The sequence below is a fragment of the Zhenhengia yiwuensis genome (assembly GCF_014384995.1).
Classification (GTDB): domain Bacteria; phylum Bacillota; class Clostridia; order Lachnospirales; family Cellulosilyticaceae; genus Zhenhengia; species Zhenhengia yiwuensis.
In genome coordinates this window covers 1-17657 of sequence record NZ_JACRSY010000040.1, presented here as the reverse complement: position 1 = coordinate 17657, position 17657 = coordinate 1, and the positions used below count along the sequence as shown (strand labels likewise).

12 protein-coding genes, 12 tRNA genes and 1 rRNA gene are annotated in these 17657 nt (G+C 35.2%); 3 read left to right on the top strand and 22 right to left on the bottom strand.

What is annotated here, in order from left to right; translation table 11 throughout:
* Window positions 1–59 precede the first annotated feature (59 nt).
* Both H8718_RS16975 and H8718_RS16970 read left to right on the top strand, forming a co-directional pair.
* Entirely contained in the window at window positions 60–2093 is a 2034-nt protein-coding gene (locus tag H8718_RS16975; RefSeq protein ID WP_249333998.1) for a PAS domain-containing sensor histidine kinase, read from the top strand.
* 28 nt (window positions 2094–2121) lie between these two features.
* Window positions 2122–2991, top strand: coding sequence for an undecaprenyl-diphosphate phosphatase (locus tag H8718_RS16970; protein WP_249333996.1), 870 nt, complete (start codon window positions 2122–2124; stop codon window positions 2989–2991).
* A 162-nt stretch (window positions 2992–3153) separates the two neighbouring features.
* Here the strand turns inward: H8718_RS16970 and groL are convergent, their stop codons facing one another.
* From groL to H8718_RS16955, 3 genes are all read right to left on the bottom strand, one after another.
* Window positions 3154–4791 carry a chaperonin GroEL gene (gene groL / locus H8718_RS16965; RefSeq protein ID WP_177671081.1) on the bottom strand — a complete coding sequence of 546 codons (1638 nt, stop codon included), beginning with the start codon at window positions 4789–4791 and terminating at the stop codon, window positions 3154–3156.
* A 16-nt stretch (window positions 4792–4807) separates the two neighbouring features.
* Window positions 4808–5092, bottom strand: a complete 285-nt coding sequence (groES, locus tag H8718_RS16960) for a co-chaperone GroES (protein WP_177671082.1) — start codon at window positions 5090–5092, stop codon at window positions 4808–4810.
* A gap of 201 nt (window positions 5093–5293) precedes the next feature.
* Window positions 5294–6169, bottom strand: a complete 876-nt coding sequence (locus H8718_RS16955) for a DNA-3-methyladenine glycosylase family protein (protein ID WP_249333994.1) — start codon at window positions 6167–6169, stop codon at window positions 5294–5296.
* 164 nt (window positions 6170–6333) lie between these two features.
* Between H8718_RS16955 and H8718_RS16950 the strand changes: the two genes are divergently transcribed.
* A complete protein-coding gene (locus H8718_RS16950; RefSeq protein ID WP_249333993.1) occupies window positions 6334–7104 on the top strand; it encodes a DUF6062 family protein in 771 nt (256 codons plus the stop codon).
* A gap of 100 nt (window positions 7105–7204) precedes the next feature.
* Here H8718_RS16950 and H8718_RS16945 read toward each other — a convergent pair whose 3' ends face one another.
* The 19 genes from H8718_RS16945 to H8718_RS16855 all read right to left on the bottom strand — a co-directional run.
* A complete protein-coding gene (locus H8718_RS16945; protein ID WP_249333991.1) occupies window positions 7205–9058 on the bottom strand; it encodes a DUF5696 domain-containing protein in 1854 nt (617 codons plus the stop codon).
* 25 nt (window positions 9059–9083) lie between these two features.
* Window positions 9084–9977 (bottom strand): carbohydrate ABC transporter permease, encoded by an 894-nt coding sequence (locus H8718_RS16940; protein ID WP_249333989.1) that lies wholly within the window; start codon window positions 9975–9977, stop codon window positions 9084–9086.
* A gap of 27 nt (window positions 9978–10004) precedes the next feature.
* The gene (locus tag H8718_RS16935; RefSeq protein ID WP_177671087.1) at window positions 10005–10910 is read right to left on the bottom strand and encodes an ABC transporter permease; all 906 of its coding nucleotides are present in this window, start codon (window positions 10908–10910) and stop codon (window positions 10005–10007) included.
* A gap of 62 nt (window positions 10911–10972) precedes the next feature.
* Complete coding sequence (locus tag H8718_RS16930; protein WP_177671088.1) at window positions 10973–12622, bottom strand: type 2 periplasmic-binding domain-containing protein; 1650 nt, start codon at window positions 12620–12622, stop codon at window positions 10973–10975.
* A gap of 167 nt (window positions 12623–12789) precedes the next feature.
* Window positions 12790–14382 carry a response regulator transcription factor gene (locus H8718_RS16925; RefSeq protein ID WP_177671089.1) on the bottom strand — a complete coding sequence of 531 codons (1593 nt, stop codon included), beginning with the start codon at window positions 14380–14382 and terminating at the stop codon, window positions 12790–12792.
* Window positions 14383–14405: 23 nt separating this feature from the next.
* Window positions 14406–16016 carry a sensor histidine kinase gene (locus tag H8718_RS16920; protein ID WP_249333987.1) on the bottom strand — a complete coding sequence of 537 codons (1611 nt, stop codon included), beginning with the start codon at window positions 16014–16016 and terminating at the stop codon, window positions 14406–14408.
* Window positions 16017–16157: 141 nt separating this feature from the next.
* Window positions 16158–16230 (bottom strand) — tRNA-Thr (locus tag H8718_RS16915).
* 51 nt (window positions 16231–16281) lie between these two features.
* A tRNA-Arg gene (locus tag H8718_RS16910) sits at window positions 16282–16355 on the bottom strand.
* A 37-nt stretch (window positions 16356–16392) separates the two neighbouring features.
* Window positions 16393–16465, bottom strand: a tRNA-Thr gene (locus tag H8718_RS16905).
* A 50-nt stretch (window positions 16466–16515) separates the two neighbouring features.
* Window positions 16516–16589: transfer RNA gene (locus H8718_RS16900), tRNA-Arg, on the bottom strand.
* A 38-nt stretch (window positions 16590–16627) separates the two neighbouring features.
* Window positions 16628–16701, bottom strand: a tRNA-Arg gene (locus H8718_RS16895).
* Between the two features lie 26 nt (window positions 16702–16727).
* Window positions 16728–16813: transfer RNA gene (locus tag H8718_RS16890), tRNA-Leu, on the bottom strand.
* A 7-nt stretch (window positions 16814–16820) separates the two neighbouring features.
* Window positions 16821–16893: transfer RNA gene (locus tag H8718_RS16885), tRNA-Val, on the bottom strand.
* Window positions 16894–16897: 4 nt separating this feature from the next.
* Window positions 16898–16971, bottom strand: a tRNA-Asp gene (locus H8718_RS16880).
* Window positions 16972–17008: 37 nt separating this feature from the next.
* Window positions 17009–17082 (bottom strand) — tRNA-Ile (locus tag H8718_RS16875).
* A 6-nt stretch (window positions 17083–17088) separates the two neighbouring features.
* A tRNA-Thr gene (locus H8718_RS16870) sits at window positions 17089–17161 on the bottom strand.
* A 33-nt stretch (window positions 17162–17194) separates the two neighbouring features.
* A tRNA-Glu gene (locus H8718_RS16865) sits at window positions 17195–17266 on the bottom strand.
* 7 nt (window positions 17267–17273) lie between these two features.
* A tRNA-Asn gene (locus tag H8718_RS16860) sits at window positions 17274–17345 on the bottom strand.
* Window positions 17346–17434: 89 nt separating this feature from the next.
* Window positions 17435–17657: ribosomal RNA gene (locus H8718_RS16855) — 23S ribosomal RNA — on the bottom strand; the annotation flags it as partial.

The window sequence follows — 17657 nt, the reverse complement described above, 5'->3', positions numbered from 1 at the left end:
CTTTAGCAATTTTTGTATTATAATAGAAAAGAAATGATTTTTTAGTAAGGGGTATTATAATGAACAATCTCATCCACGCCAAAAGCGAGTTCCTTCATCGTCATTTATATAAACATTTGGTATTGCTTGGCATCTTCAATTGTTTTTTTATAGGACTTTATTTAATTGATGAAGACACTTTTTTCTCTGTTTTCAAAGTCGTTCTCTTTAGCTTATCACTTTATCTTATGATTAACGCTTTCTATACGAGGTACATTACGCAAAATGCATTCTTATCTTATCTCTCTATCTTTTATGGTGCTCTTAATCTCTTGCTCTCTCTTAGATTTGTCATCCTTAAACTTTTTGATATAACTATTAATCGTTATGATGTATCTATGGGTGCTAACCATCTCGTTCATATAAGTTTTGGAGTATTTCTCATAATTTTAACCACTACTTATGTAAAAAAGCCTGAGCGATTAGAATTTATAAGTTGTATACTTATGGGATGTTTTGCCTTAATTGTAATCTTCCTATTCCCAGTTCTTTCAACCAAGACATATGTCGCCTTTGTTACAGGTCATACACTGCATGCACTTTTATTTAACTTATGTTCTAATCTCTTCTTTCCTATTGCAATGATTTTTACTTTCTATAAGCTATACTCCATACGTTATAAGATTCCTGATACGCATAAAATTATCATGATTATGTTTGCTGTTTGCTGTGTGACTTATGAATCAATCCATTTAATTTACTTTGGTCCGTTAACAGTACCTAGTATTATTTCTTATTTTTTCAGGCTTTCATCATTGTACCTATTGATTATAGGTCAAATTGATTGCTGCATCTTAAGACCTTTTGGTGAACTGTATTTAAAGAATGAAGCTTCTGAAAAAATGATTGAAGATACTTATAAGGAACTCTATCACTATAGTACATATGCTGCACGATTAGAAAGTAATCTTAAAGCAAAAACCAATCAATATGAGCGTATTCTAAGTATTTTTCCTGAACCATTTCTACTTTGCGTAGATAATAAAATTCTAGATACCAATCAGGCAGCACTCGATTTATTCCATTCTTCCACTAAGCATAGCCTGTGTGGTTGCATACTCTTTGATTACTTAAAACTAGATGCTCAAACTCTATCTGCCTATAATGGATTGCTTGAACATCCTAATGAACTTTTAAAAGGTGAAGCTAAGCTCACCACTTTAGATCATGAAGTTTATGATGTAGAATACCTTTTTACTACTACATATTTACACGAGTCTATAAATATTGTATGTATTTTACGTAATATTACTGAGAAAAAACAGAAGTTAGCGGCGGAAAAAGCTTTAGAAGAGCAAAACTTGAAGATGAATTATTTCTCTAACCTTTCTCATGATATTAAAATGCCTATTAATATTATTTACAGTGCCTTACAAATGCAGGAACACGCTACTACACTTCCTGAATGTCTACACTATACAGGTATGATGCAATCTAATTCTCTTAAGCTCTTAAAATTGATTAACAACATTTTAGACCTAACTAAACTCGATAATAATATGCTTCAGTTCTCTTCCCAGATTTTTAATGTTGTAGATGCTGTTGAAACGCTCTGTGAAGCATCCTACTACTATATGAAAGAGAAAAACATCTCGTACACCTTTGATACAGATTTAGATGAACGCTTAATCCATACAGACCCATCAGCATTCGAACGTATTATATTCAATTTACTTTCCAATGCTATTAAGTATACAGCTCCTGGTGGCCAGCTCTATATCACTGTCTCTGATCTAGGCGAAAGTATACAAATTGACATTCTCGATACAGGTATTGGTATTCCTGCTGATAAGCTAGACCATATCTTTGATCGCTTTATTACGTCTTATCAAGGGACTAGTTCTAAAGAACATAGCTGTGGCATAGGCTTATCTATAGTAAGGGATCTTGTACACATTATGGGGGGTACTATTACTTGCTATAGTAAGTTAAATGAAGGGAGTTGCTTTAGTATCGTCCTACCTACACCTCCGATTGAAGATGTTATTATAGATCAACCTTACCAATCAACTTATACTTCACATAATATTAAGATTGAATTCTGTGATATCTAATACTGTGTGACTTTTAGGAGGTTATATCTTGGATCTTGTTGTTATGCTTAAAGCTGGGCTACTGGGCATCATAGAAGGGCTAACAGAATTCTTACCGATGTCCTCCACAGGGCACCTTATTATCTTTTCTAACCTTATCGACTTCTATAAACACTCTAGCAAAGAATTTGTGGACATGTTCAATATGGTTATTCAACTAGGCGCCATACTAGCTGTTGTCGTTTTCTACTGGAAAAAAATCTGGTCTACTATCGTTCATCTCTTTCCTAGTAAAAGTACCCCTGTCAACAAATGCGGCCTATACTTCTGGGGTATGATTTTAATTTCCTGTATTCCAGCAGCTGCTATAGGACTGCCCTTTGATGACTGGATACAAGAACACCTATTTAATCCTGTGGTCGTAGCTTGCACGCTGTTCTTTGGTGCACTTTGGATGATTTATGCAGAAAATAAACTTAGAAAAGGCAAAATGACTTCCTTAGAAGACATTACAATAAGTCCCAAACAAGCACTCACTGTTGGCCTTTTCCAAGTTCTTTCCATGGTCCCTGGTATGTCCCGTTCTGCTTCTACTATTATTGGTGGCTGGGCATGTGGCCTATCAACTGTAGCTGCTGCAGAGTACTCTTTTTTCCTTGCTATCCCCGTTATGATGGGGCAAGCACTTATACATATCCTTAAAATGCTCAAAATGCCCACACCACTTACAAGTCTTGAATGGACCTCTTTAGGTGTAGGCTTTGGGGTATCCTTCATTGTAGCACTCCTTGTCATCGGCTCTTTTCTTGCCTTCCTTAAGAAAAAACCAATGCGCTACTTCGCAGTTTACCGCATTGTCTTTGCCTTTATCGTCCTGATAGCTGGCTTCTTCGGCCTCCTTAGCCAAGTAAGCTTCTAAAAATTACAATAGCCCCTTGCGTTCTAGCAAGAGGCTATTTTTATACTCTAAAAAGGTTATTTATTTTCTCAGCATTACATAAACAAAAGCTGGAAGAGTACCTCACCTAGCCTTATGAATGCATAAAAAAGGAACCGTCTCCAGTTCCTTTTTATAGAATGATTACATCATTCCCATTCCACCCATGCCTGGCATTCCGCCACCTGCTGGCATAGCTGCTTCCTTATCTTTAATATCTGCTACAATACATTCTGTTGTAAGGAATGTAGATGCTACAGATGTTGCATTTTGAAGTGCGCTTCTTGTTACTTTAGTTGGGTCAATGATACCACCATCGATCATGTTTACATACTCTTCTGTAAGAGCATTGAAACCAACACCTGCTTCTGAAGCTTTAACTTTGTCAATGATAACAGCTGCTTCAAGACCAGCATTTGCTACGATTTGACGAAGTGGTGATTCAAGAGCTTTTAAGATAATACGTACACCTGTTTTTTCATCGCCTGTTGTTTCATCAAGAAGTTTTTCAACAGCTTTAATAACATGGATATATGTGCTACCACCACCTGCGATGATACCTTCTTCAACAGCTGCGCGTGTAGCTGCAAGAGCATCTTCGATACGAAGTTTTCTTTCTTTCATTTCTGTTTCTGTTGCAGCACCAACTTTGATTACTGCTACACCGCCTGCAAGTTTAGCAAGACGTTCTTGAAGTTTTTCTCTATCGAAATCAGAAGTTGTTTCATCGATTTGGCGGCGAATAACTGCTACTCTATGAGCGATAGCTTCTTTATCCCCAGCACCATCAACGATTACTGTATTTTCTTTTGTAATTTTAATGCTTCCACAACGACCTAATTGAGCCATTGTAGCATCTTTAAGGTCAAGACCTAATTCTTCAGAAATTACTGTACCACCTGTAAGTGTAGCAATATCTTGAAGCATTTCTTTTCTTCTGTCACCAAAACCTGGTGCTTTAACAGCCACACAGTTAAATGTACCACGAAGTTTGTTTACTACAAGTGTAGCAAGAGCTTCGCCTTCTACGTCTTCAGCAATAATTAAAAGACGAGAACCTGATTGAACGATTTGTTCAAGGACAGGTAAGATATCCTGTATGTTTGTAATTTTCTTATCTGTGATAAGGATGTATGGATTTTCAAGAACTGCTTCCATTTTTTCTGTATCTGTAACCATGTATGCTGATAAGTATCCACGGTCAAATTGCATACCTTCTACAACATCTAATTCTGTTGTCATAGATTTTGATTCTTCTACTGTGATAACGCCATCATTTGATACTTTTTCCATAGCATCAGCGATTAAGTTACCAACTTCATCATCACCAGCTGAAATAGCAGCAACACGTGCAATGTGGTTTTTGCTATTAACTGTTTGGCTCATGCCTTTGATTGCTTCTACAGCTTCAGTAGTAGCTTTTTGCATACCACGACGGATAATGATTGGGTTAGCACCTGCTGTAATGTTTTTAAGCCCTTCAGTAATCATTGCTTGAGCAAGTACTGTAGCTGTTGTTGTACCATCACCAGCAACGTCATTTGTTTTTGTTGCAACTTCTTTTACAAGTTGTGCACCGATATTTTCAAATGGGTCTTCAAGTTCAATTTCTTTTGCAATTGAAACACCATCATTTGTAATAAGTGGTGTACCATATGATTTATCAAGTACTACGTTACGGCCTTTTGGTCCGAGTGTTACTTTAACTGCATTTGCTAATTGATCTACACCTGATTGAAGTGATTGTCTTGCTTCCATTCCAAAACGAATTTGTTTTGCCATTGTACCTTACCTCCCATTATTCAACGATTGCTAAAATATCACTTTGTTTAACGATAATATATTCTTCTTTATCTAATGTCACATCTGTTCCAGCGTATTTTGAATAAATTACTTTATCGCCGATTTTAACTTGCATTTCTACTTTTTCACCATCTACAATACCACCTGGTCCAACTGCAATAACTTCAGCTTCTTGTGGTTTTTCTTTAGCAGCACCTGTTAAGATGATACCTGATTGAGTTTTTTCTTCGGCTTCTAATTGTTTAAGTACGACTCTGTCGCCTAATGGTCTTAAATTCATAAAAATACCCTCCTTTTATAGATAAAGTATGTAATCTCTTAAATGTTAGCACTCTTTATAAGTGAGTGCTAATTACATAAATAATATTATGCCATTCTTATAGAGATTGCAAGCCTAAATTTAATTATTTTTAATTGTTTTTTTTGCATTTTAATGCTATTTCAGTGTTTTTCTCTTAATCTCTCAATTTTAAGGAATTTTTCACTTATACAAGTTATTTTCTCTACCATAATAGAAGAGATACTGCTGTGCATATCCAGCTAAATCAGCAAAATATTCCCTAGCAAATGTTTGAATAGCCTTTAATGAGATTTCCTTTCCCTCAAAGTACATGCCTTCTATGACACGCTTAATCCATACATCGGTAGGAAAAAGATCCATCTTTCCATAGGCAAATAGTAAAATGCAATCTGATACTTTAGGCCCTACACCCTTAATCTTCATAAGTTCCTCTTTAGCTTCCTGCGAAGACATATTGAATAAATCATTAAGTACAATCTCACCGCTTACGACTTTCTGACATGCGTCCATAATATAAGGTGCTCTAAAGCCTACTTTACATGCTCTAAGCTCTTCTTCTGTGGCTACTGCTAATTCCTGAGGTGTAGGGAAGGTATAGTAACTCTTCTTGTTCTCTTCCTCATAATCAATCTTCTGCCCATAACGCTCAGTAATATTAGCAATACACTGCTGAATATGTGGAATAGCCTTATTCTGAGAAATAATAAAAGAAATCAGCATCTCCCAAGGGTCCTGCTTTAAAAGCCTAATGCCTTTCCCAAAAGCTACTGCATTAGCCATATGACTATCTTTCTGCACTAATGTACGCGCAATATGTCCATAATCTGTATCAATATCAAAGTAAGGCCTCCATATTTCCTCAAACTCTCCTAAGGTACTATTGTAAATCATTAAGGTTGTACTTTCTGGCAGTTGAGTAATCTTAATACACTTACCTTTTGCAATAAGGATATAGGTATGATCATTAATCTTCTCAAATCGGAAAACTTGTCCGCTCTCCAGTATCTGACCAATATTAAAGTACTCTAACTGCTCTACTATGGCTACGTTTTTCATAGATTCACATCCTTTAGAAAAGTCCTTTACATATTATTACCAATGGAAGTTTTTTTATCCAATTTTGCCTCCTTTTTATTTTACTTTAATCTTCCGAATTTATCTACTAAATATGTTATAATAGACAGAGTAAACTAAAAATTTTTACAAGATTGGAGTCGTTTATGAAAGATACTCTTTATACCATTCCACTTACAGATGCTTTTAAAGCTGAAGATGAATGCCCATTCTGCTTTATTTATCGTAACCTTGAACAAGATGCCATCTCCTTTACTTTAGGCGCTTCTTATATGGAAGATGATATTCGTGAAAAAACAGATGCTCTCGGCTTTTGCAAAGAACATTATAAAAAACTCTATGACTATGGCAACCGTCTAGGCCTTGCCTTTATCCTACAAACACACTACGTAGCTCTTCAAAAGACTTTAAAATCTACTTTAAGTCATACACGTGCGCAAAATCTTTCCCTACTTCAAAAGCTTAAAAAGGGAGCTAAAGTGCAATCTGCTTCTACTCATACGCCTGCTACTCAAAAACTAAATGATACCCTTTCTTCCTGCTATGTATGCAGCCGTATTGACTATAACTTTGATCGCTACATAAAAACTTTCTTTTATCTTCTTACAACCAATGAGGAGTTTAAAACACTCTTTATAAATAGTAAGGGCTTCTGCCTACCTCACTTTACCAAACTTCTTGAAGAAGCCCCTTATCATCTAAAAGAAAAAGACCAAACCTTTTTCCTTGAAGAAAGTCAGAAGAAGCTTCAAGAAAGCTTAGCACGTATTGAAGAAGATCTTTCCTGGTTCATTGATAAATATGACTACCGCAATAGCGCTGCCCCTTGGAAAAATGCCAAAGATGCTATCCCACGCGGCATTCAAAAACTATCCGGTATCTATGTCCAGGATGAACCCTTCAAAGAAACTAAATAAGAAGTAGGCTTACACATTCTTACCTAACAGGATTGAAGCCACTCACCTCTCATATTCTCTTAGCACAAAGGGACTGCCTTACCAGCAGCCCCTCTCTTTTTTAATGAATACTATAAGTCCCTTTTTCTAAATCAATAGTCACTTCTGTTCCATCACTATACACAGCCTTTTGCACAGTGTATGCTTCATTTAAAAATTCATGTCTAACCATTTCACATTTTGCTACTTTTTCTTGAAGTGCTGCTACTTGACGGTAACGCTCAATGTCATGTTCAAGGGCCTCTCCATCTTTCTCAGCATCTAAATAAGCTGCTCCTCCGTTTAATAGAGCATATAACATATAATCTCCTTGGCTAGCATCTTCTTTCATAAGCCACGGAAGTACAACACAGTCATGGTATACCAAGTTAAAGAGTGGAACTGGCACGCCTTTAGGTGCATCATTTGGCCATAGCATAAAGGCATATGGTCCGTAGTGTGCGGTTACAACACTCGGTACAGCCCAGTCAATAACTTCTTCAGAGCTTGGAAGAATATCATGTGCGACTAAGTAGTCAAAACATGATTTTCTATATTCCATACATTCTTTACGTGTCATACGGTGCCATGGATGTGTACATTCATCTAACTCATTACATGTAAATACATCTAAATAAGTACCCTCTAACTGAATGCCTTGTCTAAAGAGCTCTGTAAAGTTACGTCTTAAATAAAGTGGTGCTTGTGATGCACAAATATAAGTCTGCCATCCCCCTGCCCATCTGCAAAATTCAATATGTGAGCCATCTGGATTTTGCAGAGCAAAATCTCTGTCATAAGTTGCTGCATCAAAGTAGTAATCTCTATACTGATCATGAATAGCAAACATGTAATTTAATTCTTTCATTTTATCTGAAAGTGCCTTCATCCCAGGCCATCCACCTGCTTCTACGCAAGCTGGTAAATAGTCAGGATGCTTATTATCATACCCTGGATTGCCCCATCCATCTAAATGAAGGTAAACTTTTTCAAGGCCTGCTTCTTTAAGCTTTTCCATTTGAGCCTGTCTTGTTGCAAATGAAATGACCTCATCATTCTTTTCTGGATGTTCTTTATCATAGTATGCTGAATCTGGTGATACATGTGTTTTAATACCTGTATGTACAATGGCAGACCCAATAAACTTATCTACTAATGGATTTTTAGCTGCCTTTTCTTTTAAAGTAATCAATAATCCTTGCTCTTTAGCATATTGTCTATACACCTTACAAAGGTCATTATAATCACAGTTTTCTAAGAAAGTCATTTTCATACTACGTTTATAAGTTAATTTACCCATACTTGGTAACCATCTTACTGCAATATGACAAAAGTCAGATTCCGCTGGATGGTTAACTTGATAACCTGCATCCCAAGGTGTGCATACAATAGCAATATAACCATCTGTATTTCTTACTTGGCCAAACCATGGCATATAGGCTGCCGAACTGCACATTTGTCCATCAAATACTAAGCGATCTACTTGATGTGGCCAGTTATTAGGAATCATTAGACCTTGTAACATATTAATAACTGTGTACCATTTACTACTGTTTTCTTTAAATGCCATTTGACCTGGCCAGTAGAAGTTACCCATAAGTTCATGGGCTTCCTCTACTGGAATAAGTTCAAAGTATACATTTTGAGTAGCATCTTCTACCCATACAAGCGTTTCAAAACTTAAAGGACTTTCACTACCATTAATAACGAATCTAGAAAACTTTGTTCGAAAACCTTCGCCTACACCTGTATGCCAACTAAAGTGCTCAATAGCTCCTGCATCTTGAAAATAAATTGTTTCTTCACCTATCTTAAAATAAGGTTTATAAACTTCATCCCACTGCCAAAGGTTGCCATGGTTTTCTACTTCTATTTGTAATGTTTCTTCATTATAACGTAATATAACGGCTTTATTTTTAATTTCTTTTATGCTCATAAGTTAATCTCCTATTCTTATAGATTTAGCCTTTAACACTACCTACTACAATACCTTTAATAAAGAAGCGTTGTAGGAATGGATATACAAGTAAGATTGGTAGTGCCCCTACGAAAATCTGTGCAGCTTGTAAGTTCAGATCCCCAATACTTTCAAGCGCTAACAGCTGTTCTGGTGACATCATCTGATTTGCTGTCATATTTTGATCAAGTACAACTGTTGACAAGTACGTTTGTAATGGGTATTTACTTGTTGTATTAAGGTATAACATACCATCAAACCATGAATTCCAATGCCCAACAATAGTGAAAAGTAAAATAGTTGCTAATGATGGTAAAGAAATTGGTAGGTAAATCTTGCATAAAATATAGAACTGACTTGCACCATCAATAAGGGCTACTTCCTCTAAATCTTTCGGAATCTGTCTAAAGAAGTTGAGAAGTAAAATAACATTCCAGACGTTCATAGCTGTAGGAAGTACTAATGCCCAAATGGTATCAATAAGTCCTAAGCTTTTAATAACCATATAAGTTGGAATCATACCGCCACTAAAGAACATGGTAAATGCAAAGAACCATACATATATGCTACGCTTTTTAAAGCGTAAATCAGACTTAGATAACGGATAAGCTGTTAAAATAGTAATAGCCATGCTGATAACCGTACCAATCAATACCCTTACAACGGTTACCCCCATTGATTGGAAGAATTCCCTTTTTTGAAGTAAGTATTTGTAAGCCTCTAAACTTACCTCTTTAGGTAAAAGCCCAACTTCCCCTGCTGTAGTTGCAGCTTGTGAACTCATAGATACTGCAAATAAATGTATAAATGGTAATACACAGATTAAAGTGATAATAGATAAAAAGATAATATTAAATAGGTTAAATACTTTACGCCCCTTTGACTCTTTTATTGCCATATACTCACACCCTTTCTTGACCTTTTTCTAGAAGATTCGATAATCACTTACTTTATAAGCTGTCCAATAAGAGAAGGCTACCAGAATAAGTGATATAAAAGATTTAAATAATCCTACTGCTGCTGCTGGTGAGTACTGCCTATCAAAGATACCTAAACGATATACAAAAGTATCGATAATATCACCACTTTCATATACAACAGGGCTATAAAGCATAAGGACTTGGTCAAATCCAGCATTTAATAAGCTACCAAGACTTAAAATACCAATAAGAAGAATAATAGGCATCATACAAGGAAGTGTGATGTATTTTACACGTTGCCATGCATTAGCTCCGTCCATCTCTGCTGCTTCATAGAGACTTGTATCAATCCCTACAATAGACGCAAGGAAAACAATCATGTTATAACCCATGCCTTTCCATACATGCGTTATAACGATAACGATCGGGAACCAGGCATTATCTAGTAAAAACATGATAGGTTCTACACCTACTCCCTCTAACATTTGATTAATTGGTCCATTTAAAGCAAAAATTTGTTTTATAATTCCACCTAATATAACCCAAGATAGGAAATAAGGTACAAAAATAGCTGTTTGAACATATTTCTGAAAACGTCTAAGTACAACTTCATTTAAAAGTAAAGCCAGTACTAAAGGTACGACTAAGCCAAATATAATCTTAAGTACAGATATGTAAAGTGTATTCCATACCGCATCATAAAAACCAGGTAAGTTGAATACGTACTCAAAGTTATTCATTCCTACAAATTCAGAACGTATAAACCCCTTTACAGGATTAAACTTCTGGAAGGCCATTACAATACCTGCCATCGGTAAATAAGCAAATATAGCAGTAAAAATAACACCAGGTATTAACATAAGATGCCATGCTGTCGTATCTTTTTTGAGAAATGCCTTAATATTTTCCATCTACCATCCTTCTTTCTGTAAAAGTAAAAGGGTAATAAGACTACTACCCTTTTATAGTTATTTTATTGATTTTGATACCACGCATTAACTTCTTCGATAATTTCATTACCTCCTAGTTTTAACCAGTTGTCTGCATAGGCTTCAAATTCACTAATAGGTGTTTCTCCCATTACCATTTTTACATATGTTTCCTCTGTTAACTTATTGAGTGTAGCTTTTCTTTCTTTCATTGTATCTGTAGCAAGGCCATAGAATTTATTTAATTCATATTCTTTGTTTTCTACAACTTGCTCTGTTGTTCCCCAAGCAAAATCGTCATCAATTCTTGCTAAATATTTGCCCCATTTATTTGTTTCATCATAAGGTATTTCTCCAGCTTTCCATTTGAAGTAATCTTCAGCATACCCCCAAAGTTGAATATCTCCTCCGTTAATACCTTCTGGTACAGTCTTCAAATCACCTGTTTCAATTTGTTTATTAAAGTTGTCGTGTAGAGTTTGAATATCATATGGGTCAAAATAAGTTGTTGGTACCCAGTTCCATACATGTCCATTTTCAGCTTTAGCTTCCTCTGGATATTCAGTCTCAAATTGTGCCCAAAGATTGAAAAGTTTTATAACAGCTTCTGGATTTTTACAATTTGCATTTAATACGTAGTAGTCTTCAATCATCATAGTTTGAAGTAATGCCCCATTTGTTCCTTCTGCTTTTGGAATAGGTGCAGTTGCCCATTTGCTATCTCCATTTTTTGCAATTTCCTTACCGATAAATGAGTCGAATGCCCACCATGGTGCAATTAAGATGCCAAGTTTTTCTGACACAATAAACTCTCTAAGTTTCGTTGCATCATGTAAAGCAAATTCTTTATGTATTAATCCCTTTTCATAGAAACGATTGAGTGTTTCTAGCGCCTCTTTCGTTTCAGGTTGAATTTCTCCTGGTACTAATGTCCCCTCTTCCCCTTCTAACCAAGCAGTTGGGTAAGAACCAAACATATTCATAAGCGCTGCAAGTGGGGACGTACCTGCTAAAACATCTTTTGAAAGACTAATTCCCATCTCTGCACCTAATTGTTCTTTAAATGCAGTTGCTACTGCTTCTAATTCTTCTACAGTTTTTGGTATATCCATATTCACTTGCTCTAACCAGTCTGTACGAATCATCATAATATTAAGGTCACGTTTTGAATCCCAATATTGTGGAATAGCCATAATATTACCATTTTCATCTGTCACACTTTCAAGAACTGCTGGATCACGTCCAATCCATTCTTTTAAAGTATCACTTGCCCACTCTAATGCATCATTCCATGGCATAATTTGTTCATTCTCTAATAAATTTTGATAATCAACTGCTGATACAGCCATAACATCTGGTAATTCCCCTGATGCCATAGCTACCCCTAATTTTTGCTCATACTGATCAGTTGGTGCAGTCCATAACCATTTAAAGTCAATATTAAATCTTTCTTTTGCTTGTTTAACAAATGATTGATTCTCTGGTGTTGTACCTGCAGGTACTTCTGATGATGCAGCTGAAAATGAAAGAACTCCTGTTACCTCTACAGGCTCTTCATATTTCCCAAATGGATCTACTTCTCCTACTACCGCTGTAGATGTACTTGTTGTTTCTTTTTCCTTTTCTGCGCATCCACCTAGTACACTCATACACATGGTTAAAGCGAGTATCATTGCCCCTACTTTTCTTCCCATATAGCACCTCCGAATTTGTATAATTTCATTAATTTTATATATAAAATTATATATTTTGTGTATATTTTGTTCAATTGCTTTATCTTTACCTTGTTTTCTTTTATTTACTTTTATAGAAAAATAGAGTTAAAGAAAATATTTTTTACTTTCTTTAACTCTATTTTTGTTTATTGATGATTTCGATATTCTGTTGGGGTAAGTCCTACAGACTTCTTAAAAAATACAGTAAAATAACCTACGGATTCATAGCCTAACATTTTAGAAATATCCCCTATTTTTTTATCACTGGTTCTTAATAGTTCCTTTGCCTTTATTAACTTAGCTTCTTTAATAAACTGTGATAGATTTCTACCTGTAACACTTTTATAAAATCTAGATAAGTAAGAAGGATTAAAGTAAACTAACTTAGCTAGTGTCGTTAAACTAATTTCTTCTGTTATGGAACTTAATATGTATCCTTCTATCTTTTTAATAATCATATCTTCTTCTGTCTCTGTAGTAAGCTGTTTATCTTCTCCCAAATATTTAAGTAACAATACTAAAAATTGATGAATCTCATCTATTCCAGTTAAATAACGCAAATGGTAGTAGCCTCTTTGCAGTTCCTCTGATAATTCTAAGTAGTTAATTTCTTTTTCTATATAGGATACCACCTTCTCTAAACATTTATAATACATTTGTGTATCAATCAAACTTAGTTCATAAGTATTCTTAATACTAATATAAAGACTTTCAAAAATTTCTTTCAAATCAAGAAATCTCTTTTCCATAATCATTTTATCAATCTGCAAGACATATTGATCATGATTGGTATCTTCCAATTTATTTTTCTCCATTAATGCCTCTATATCTATTAGAATAGGCATATGCTTAGACAGGTTAATGTCCAACAAGGTATTATATAATTTAACTTGGTCTTTCAATTTCTGCCATGTGATCCTCTGATTAGAGTAAATAAACGAAATCTTTTCTTCATACAAGGTTAATAGCTGTGTTTGCATTTCCTCCAACATATTTCCAATTAGAATCTGTTTTTCTACAAACTCCTGTTTAGGCTGAATCACAATTAAATAGGTATTATGATATAATTTCATTTCATCTACTTCATAAAAATAACTATATTGTTCTTTGACTTGCCTTATAAGCCTATAAATAACTTCTTTATTTTTTCTTTTATAGGATTCTCCCAAAACTTTACCTATGACAATATAAAAGTCTTGCTCTATTTGAATAGGCCCTTCTTCATATATACTCTTTAACATTTCTAGGCTTTCACTAGCATTTTTACATCCTAAAAATTCTGTCATTAACTGACACCTTTCGTAAGCTTTATTTTGGTCTGTAATCTGCAGCATTTTACCTTCTGTTAATTTCATCTGCTTACTAAGTTCTATCTCTGTAATACATTGTCTAATAACTTGTATAAACTTCTCGTCCTCTTCATTCTTAAGTACATATTTTCCTTCATACTGATTAACTGCTCTATAAATATAATCAAATGTATCATACCCTGTCAGATAGACTATTTTACACTCCTTCCAATATTCCCTAACACTTTGGCTAAATTCAAAGCCATCCATGATGGGCATATTGATGTCTGTACATAAAATATCTAGTTTGACTTCTTTAGCAATCTTAAGTCCTTCACTTACTGTATAAGCATAATAGACTTGAAGCTCTAATTCTTCTCTACTCTCTAAAACTTTTACAAGACCTTTTACTATACTTTTCTCATCATCTATTACTAAAATTTTATACATATTTCTTCCCCCTATATATGTATTTAATCTTTTATCCAAACTTTTAATATAACCGCTAATCCCCCCAATTCTCCTTGATCTACTATAATATCATTCTTTTCATTGATATAGTTCAATCTCTTTTTAATATTCACAAGCCCTGTTATAGGCTCTTTACCCATTTGTATTCTTTCTCTTAAAGAATCTATTTGCTCTAATCCAATAAATTGCCCATTATCTTCTATTTGTATAAGCATAAAGTTACCCTGTTCCTTTACCCTAATATGTAATTTACCTTCTGATTCAATCTTTTCAAATACATATTTATACGCATTTTCTACTACAGGCTGCAAAATTAATCTTGGCACATGTAAAGACTTTAACACCTCTGGTAATGCATCTATATCTATTTCTACTCGACCTTCAAATCTAATTTGCTGAACAGCCACGTAATTTTTCATATGCTCGTATTCTTCCTCTAATTTAACAAACTTGTGATCGGTTCTTGTTATATAGCGATAATATTTAGCCAGGCCTAATGTCATCTGTTCTATCTTATCTACATCATATGTCTTGCACATATTAGCTATATTAAAAAAACAATTATATAGAAAATGTGGTTTAATCTGTCCTTGCAAATGGCTAAGCTCCATTTGTTTCATATTAATTTCCTGCTCATAATTTTTTTTAATATAACTTTCTAATAGGTTTTTTATTTTATTAAAACTCTCTGTTACATATTCGAATTCATCTATTCCTTCGTGCTTTATTTCTTCTTCAAAATTATTGGTATTCATATTTTCAATATGATTAAGTACATGCTGAAGTGGCCTATGTATAGCTGCATTAAGATATTTAGCAAATTTGATTGTAATAAAACATAATAATATTAAAGAAAATATACTCAATACATAAAAATAGTTTCCGAAATCAATTAATTGATTAGCTACGTAAATACGAAACTCTAGCGGGTATAATTTACTTTTTACAATAATTTCCCTGTACGACTTATTTTCTTCTTGTCTATTAAAAGGTGAAATTTCTAATTGCTCTCCATTAAGAAAAACCTCTATATATGCTTCTTCATTAAATTTCATTTTTTCCATTAAGTTTACTAATTCTTGCTGATTTAATTTTATATATCCTTTTCTGTATTCTTGCTGATTTTCATATGTCTCTAGTAAATATAAAGTATCCCCTAAAAAATATATCCCTTCCCTTTTATCTAGCTTTCCTATTGCTTCATCAGGTCTAAACCAGTCTAAAGCAGTAATCCATAGATCTTGTTCAGATATATAAATCCCCATATCATCAATCCATTTATATTGTCCGTATATTACTAGAAGGTCATCTTTAGCTTGCTTCTTCCAACTTACCTTATTATAATCAGATAGCTGTTCATATTGATTAGTAATTACTAAGATACTTTTACTTTGCATGGTATACATCAATAACTCTTGTAAGTCTAACAATTGCTCATCAAAATACTCTATATGTTGGAGTGCATTCGTTGTATATGTGTGTATAAAATTTTCTTGTATAGTTTTAATTCCTACCCCCATGATAGCTAAAATACTTAATGCAATAATAAAATGCCCCAACAAATATGCCCCTATAACTTTATAAGCTAACTTAACTTTCCTTACTTTCTTCATTATATCTCCTTAACTTTTTCATATTTGTTAGGTTTATTATACAATATAAATTATTTTTTATAAATATCTGATAAGATAGATAACTTATTTTTATATAAGAAAAAGCTATGTAGATAAAAAATATCTACATAGCTTTTAAGAAGCCGACGATCGGACTCGAACCGATAACCTGCTGATTACAAGTCAGCTGCTCTGCCAATTGAGCCACGTCGGCTTATTATTTAATTTAGTTTACATATTTCTTTGTTTTAAGCAAAAAAATAAACGTGCACAGAAGGATTCGAACCCTCGGCCTTCTGATCCGTAGTCAGACGCTCTATCCAGCTGAGCTATGCGCACATGGCTATTTTTTATTTCTTTATAATTTCTTATAAAGAGCCGACGATCGGACTCGAACCGATAACCTGCTGATTACAAGTCAGCTGCTCTGCCAATTGAGCCACGTCGGCTTATTATTAATTTAGTTTACATATTTCTTTGTTTTAGGCAAAAAAATAAACGTGCACAGAAGGATTCGAACCCTCGGCCTTCTGATCCGTAGTCAGACGCTCTATCCAGCTGAGCTATGCGCACATAGTAATAATTTTATATTTAGTTTTGTAAAAACCAAACGTGCACAGAAGGATTCGAACCCTCGGCCTTCTGATCCGTAGTCAGACGCTCTATCCAGCTGAGCTATGCGCACATGATAATAATTTAAATTGGTAAATATGCCGGAGACCGGAATCGAACCGGTACGGGAGGTAAGTCCCGCAGGATTTTAAGTCCTGTGCGTCTGCCAGTTCCGCCACTCCGGCATATTAATGGTCGCTATAGGGCTCGAACCTATGACCCCCTGCTTGTAAGGCAGGTGCTCTCCCAGCTGAGCTAAGCGACCAAAACGACCCAGAAGGGACTCGAACCCTCGACCTCCGCCGTGACAGGGCGGCGTGCTAACCAACTGTACCACTGGGCCTCATTTAGAGGTTTGTAATTTACTAAGATTACTGTAGTGGGCCCTCGGGGACTCGAACCCAGGACCGTCCGGTTATGAGCCGGATGCTCTAACCAACTGAGCTAAGGGCCCACACTAAGCCGACGATCGGACTCGAACCGATAACCTGCTGATTACAAGTCAGCTGCTCTGCCAATTGAGCCACGTCGGCATATTGTGTTTATAACCTTATGTAAATTACGAATGACCCATAGGAGAATCGAACTCCTGTTACCGCCGTGAAAGGGCGGTGTCTTAACCGCTTGACCAATGGGCCTTATAAACTCCCCGAGTAGGGTTCGAACCTACGACCCTTCGGTTAACAGCCGAATGCTCTGCCGCTGAGCTATCGAGGAATACTTGATAAGTATATCACTTAACTTGAAACATGTCAAGTATTTTATACTCTCAAAACTAAACATAACCATTTTATTTAACCTTGTTTTAGGTCAAACCCTCGAACCGTTAGTATTGGTCAGCTACACATGTTACCATGCTTACACCTCCAACCTATCTACCTCGTAGTCTACAAGGGGTCTTACTCCTTTCGGATGGGAAGTCTTATCTTGAGGTCTGTTTCACGCTTAGATGCCTTCAGCGTTTATCAGTTCCAGACTTGGCTACTCTGCTATAGGCTTGGCAGCCTAACAGATGCACCAGCGGTCCGT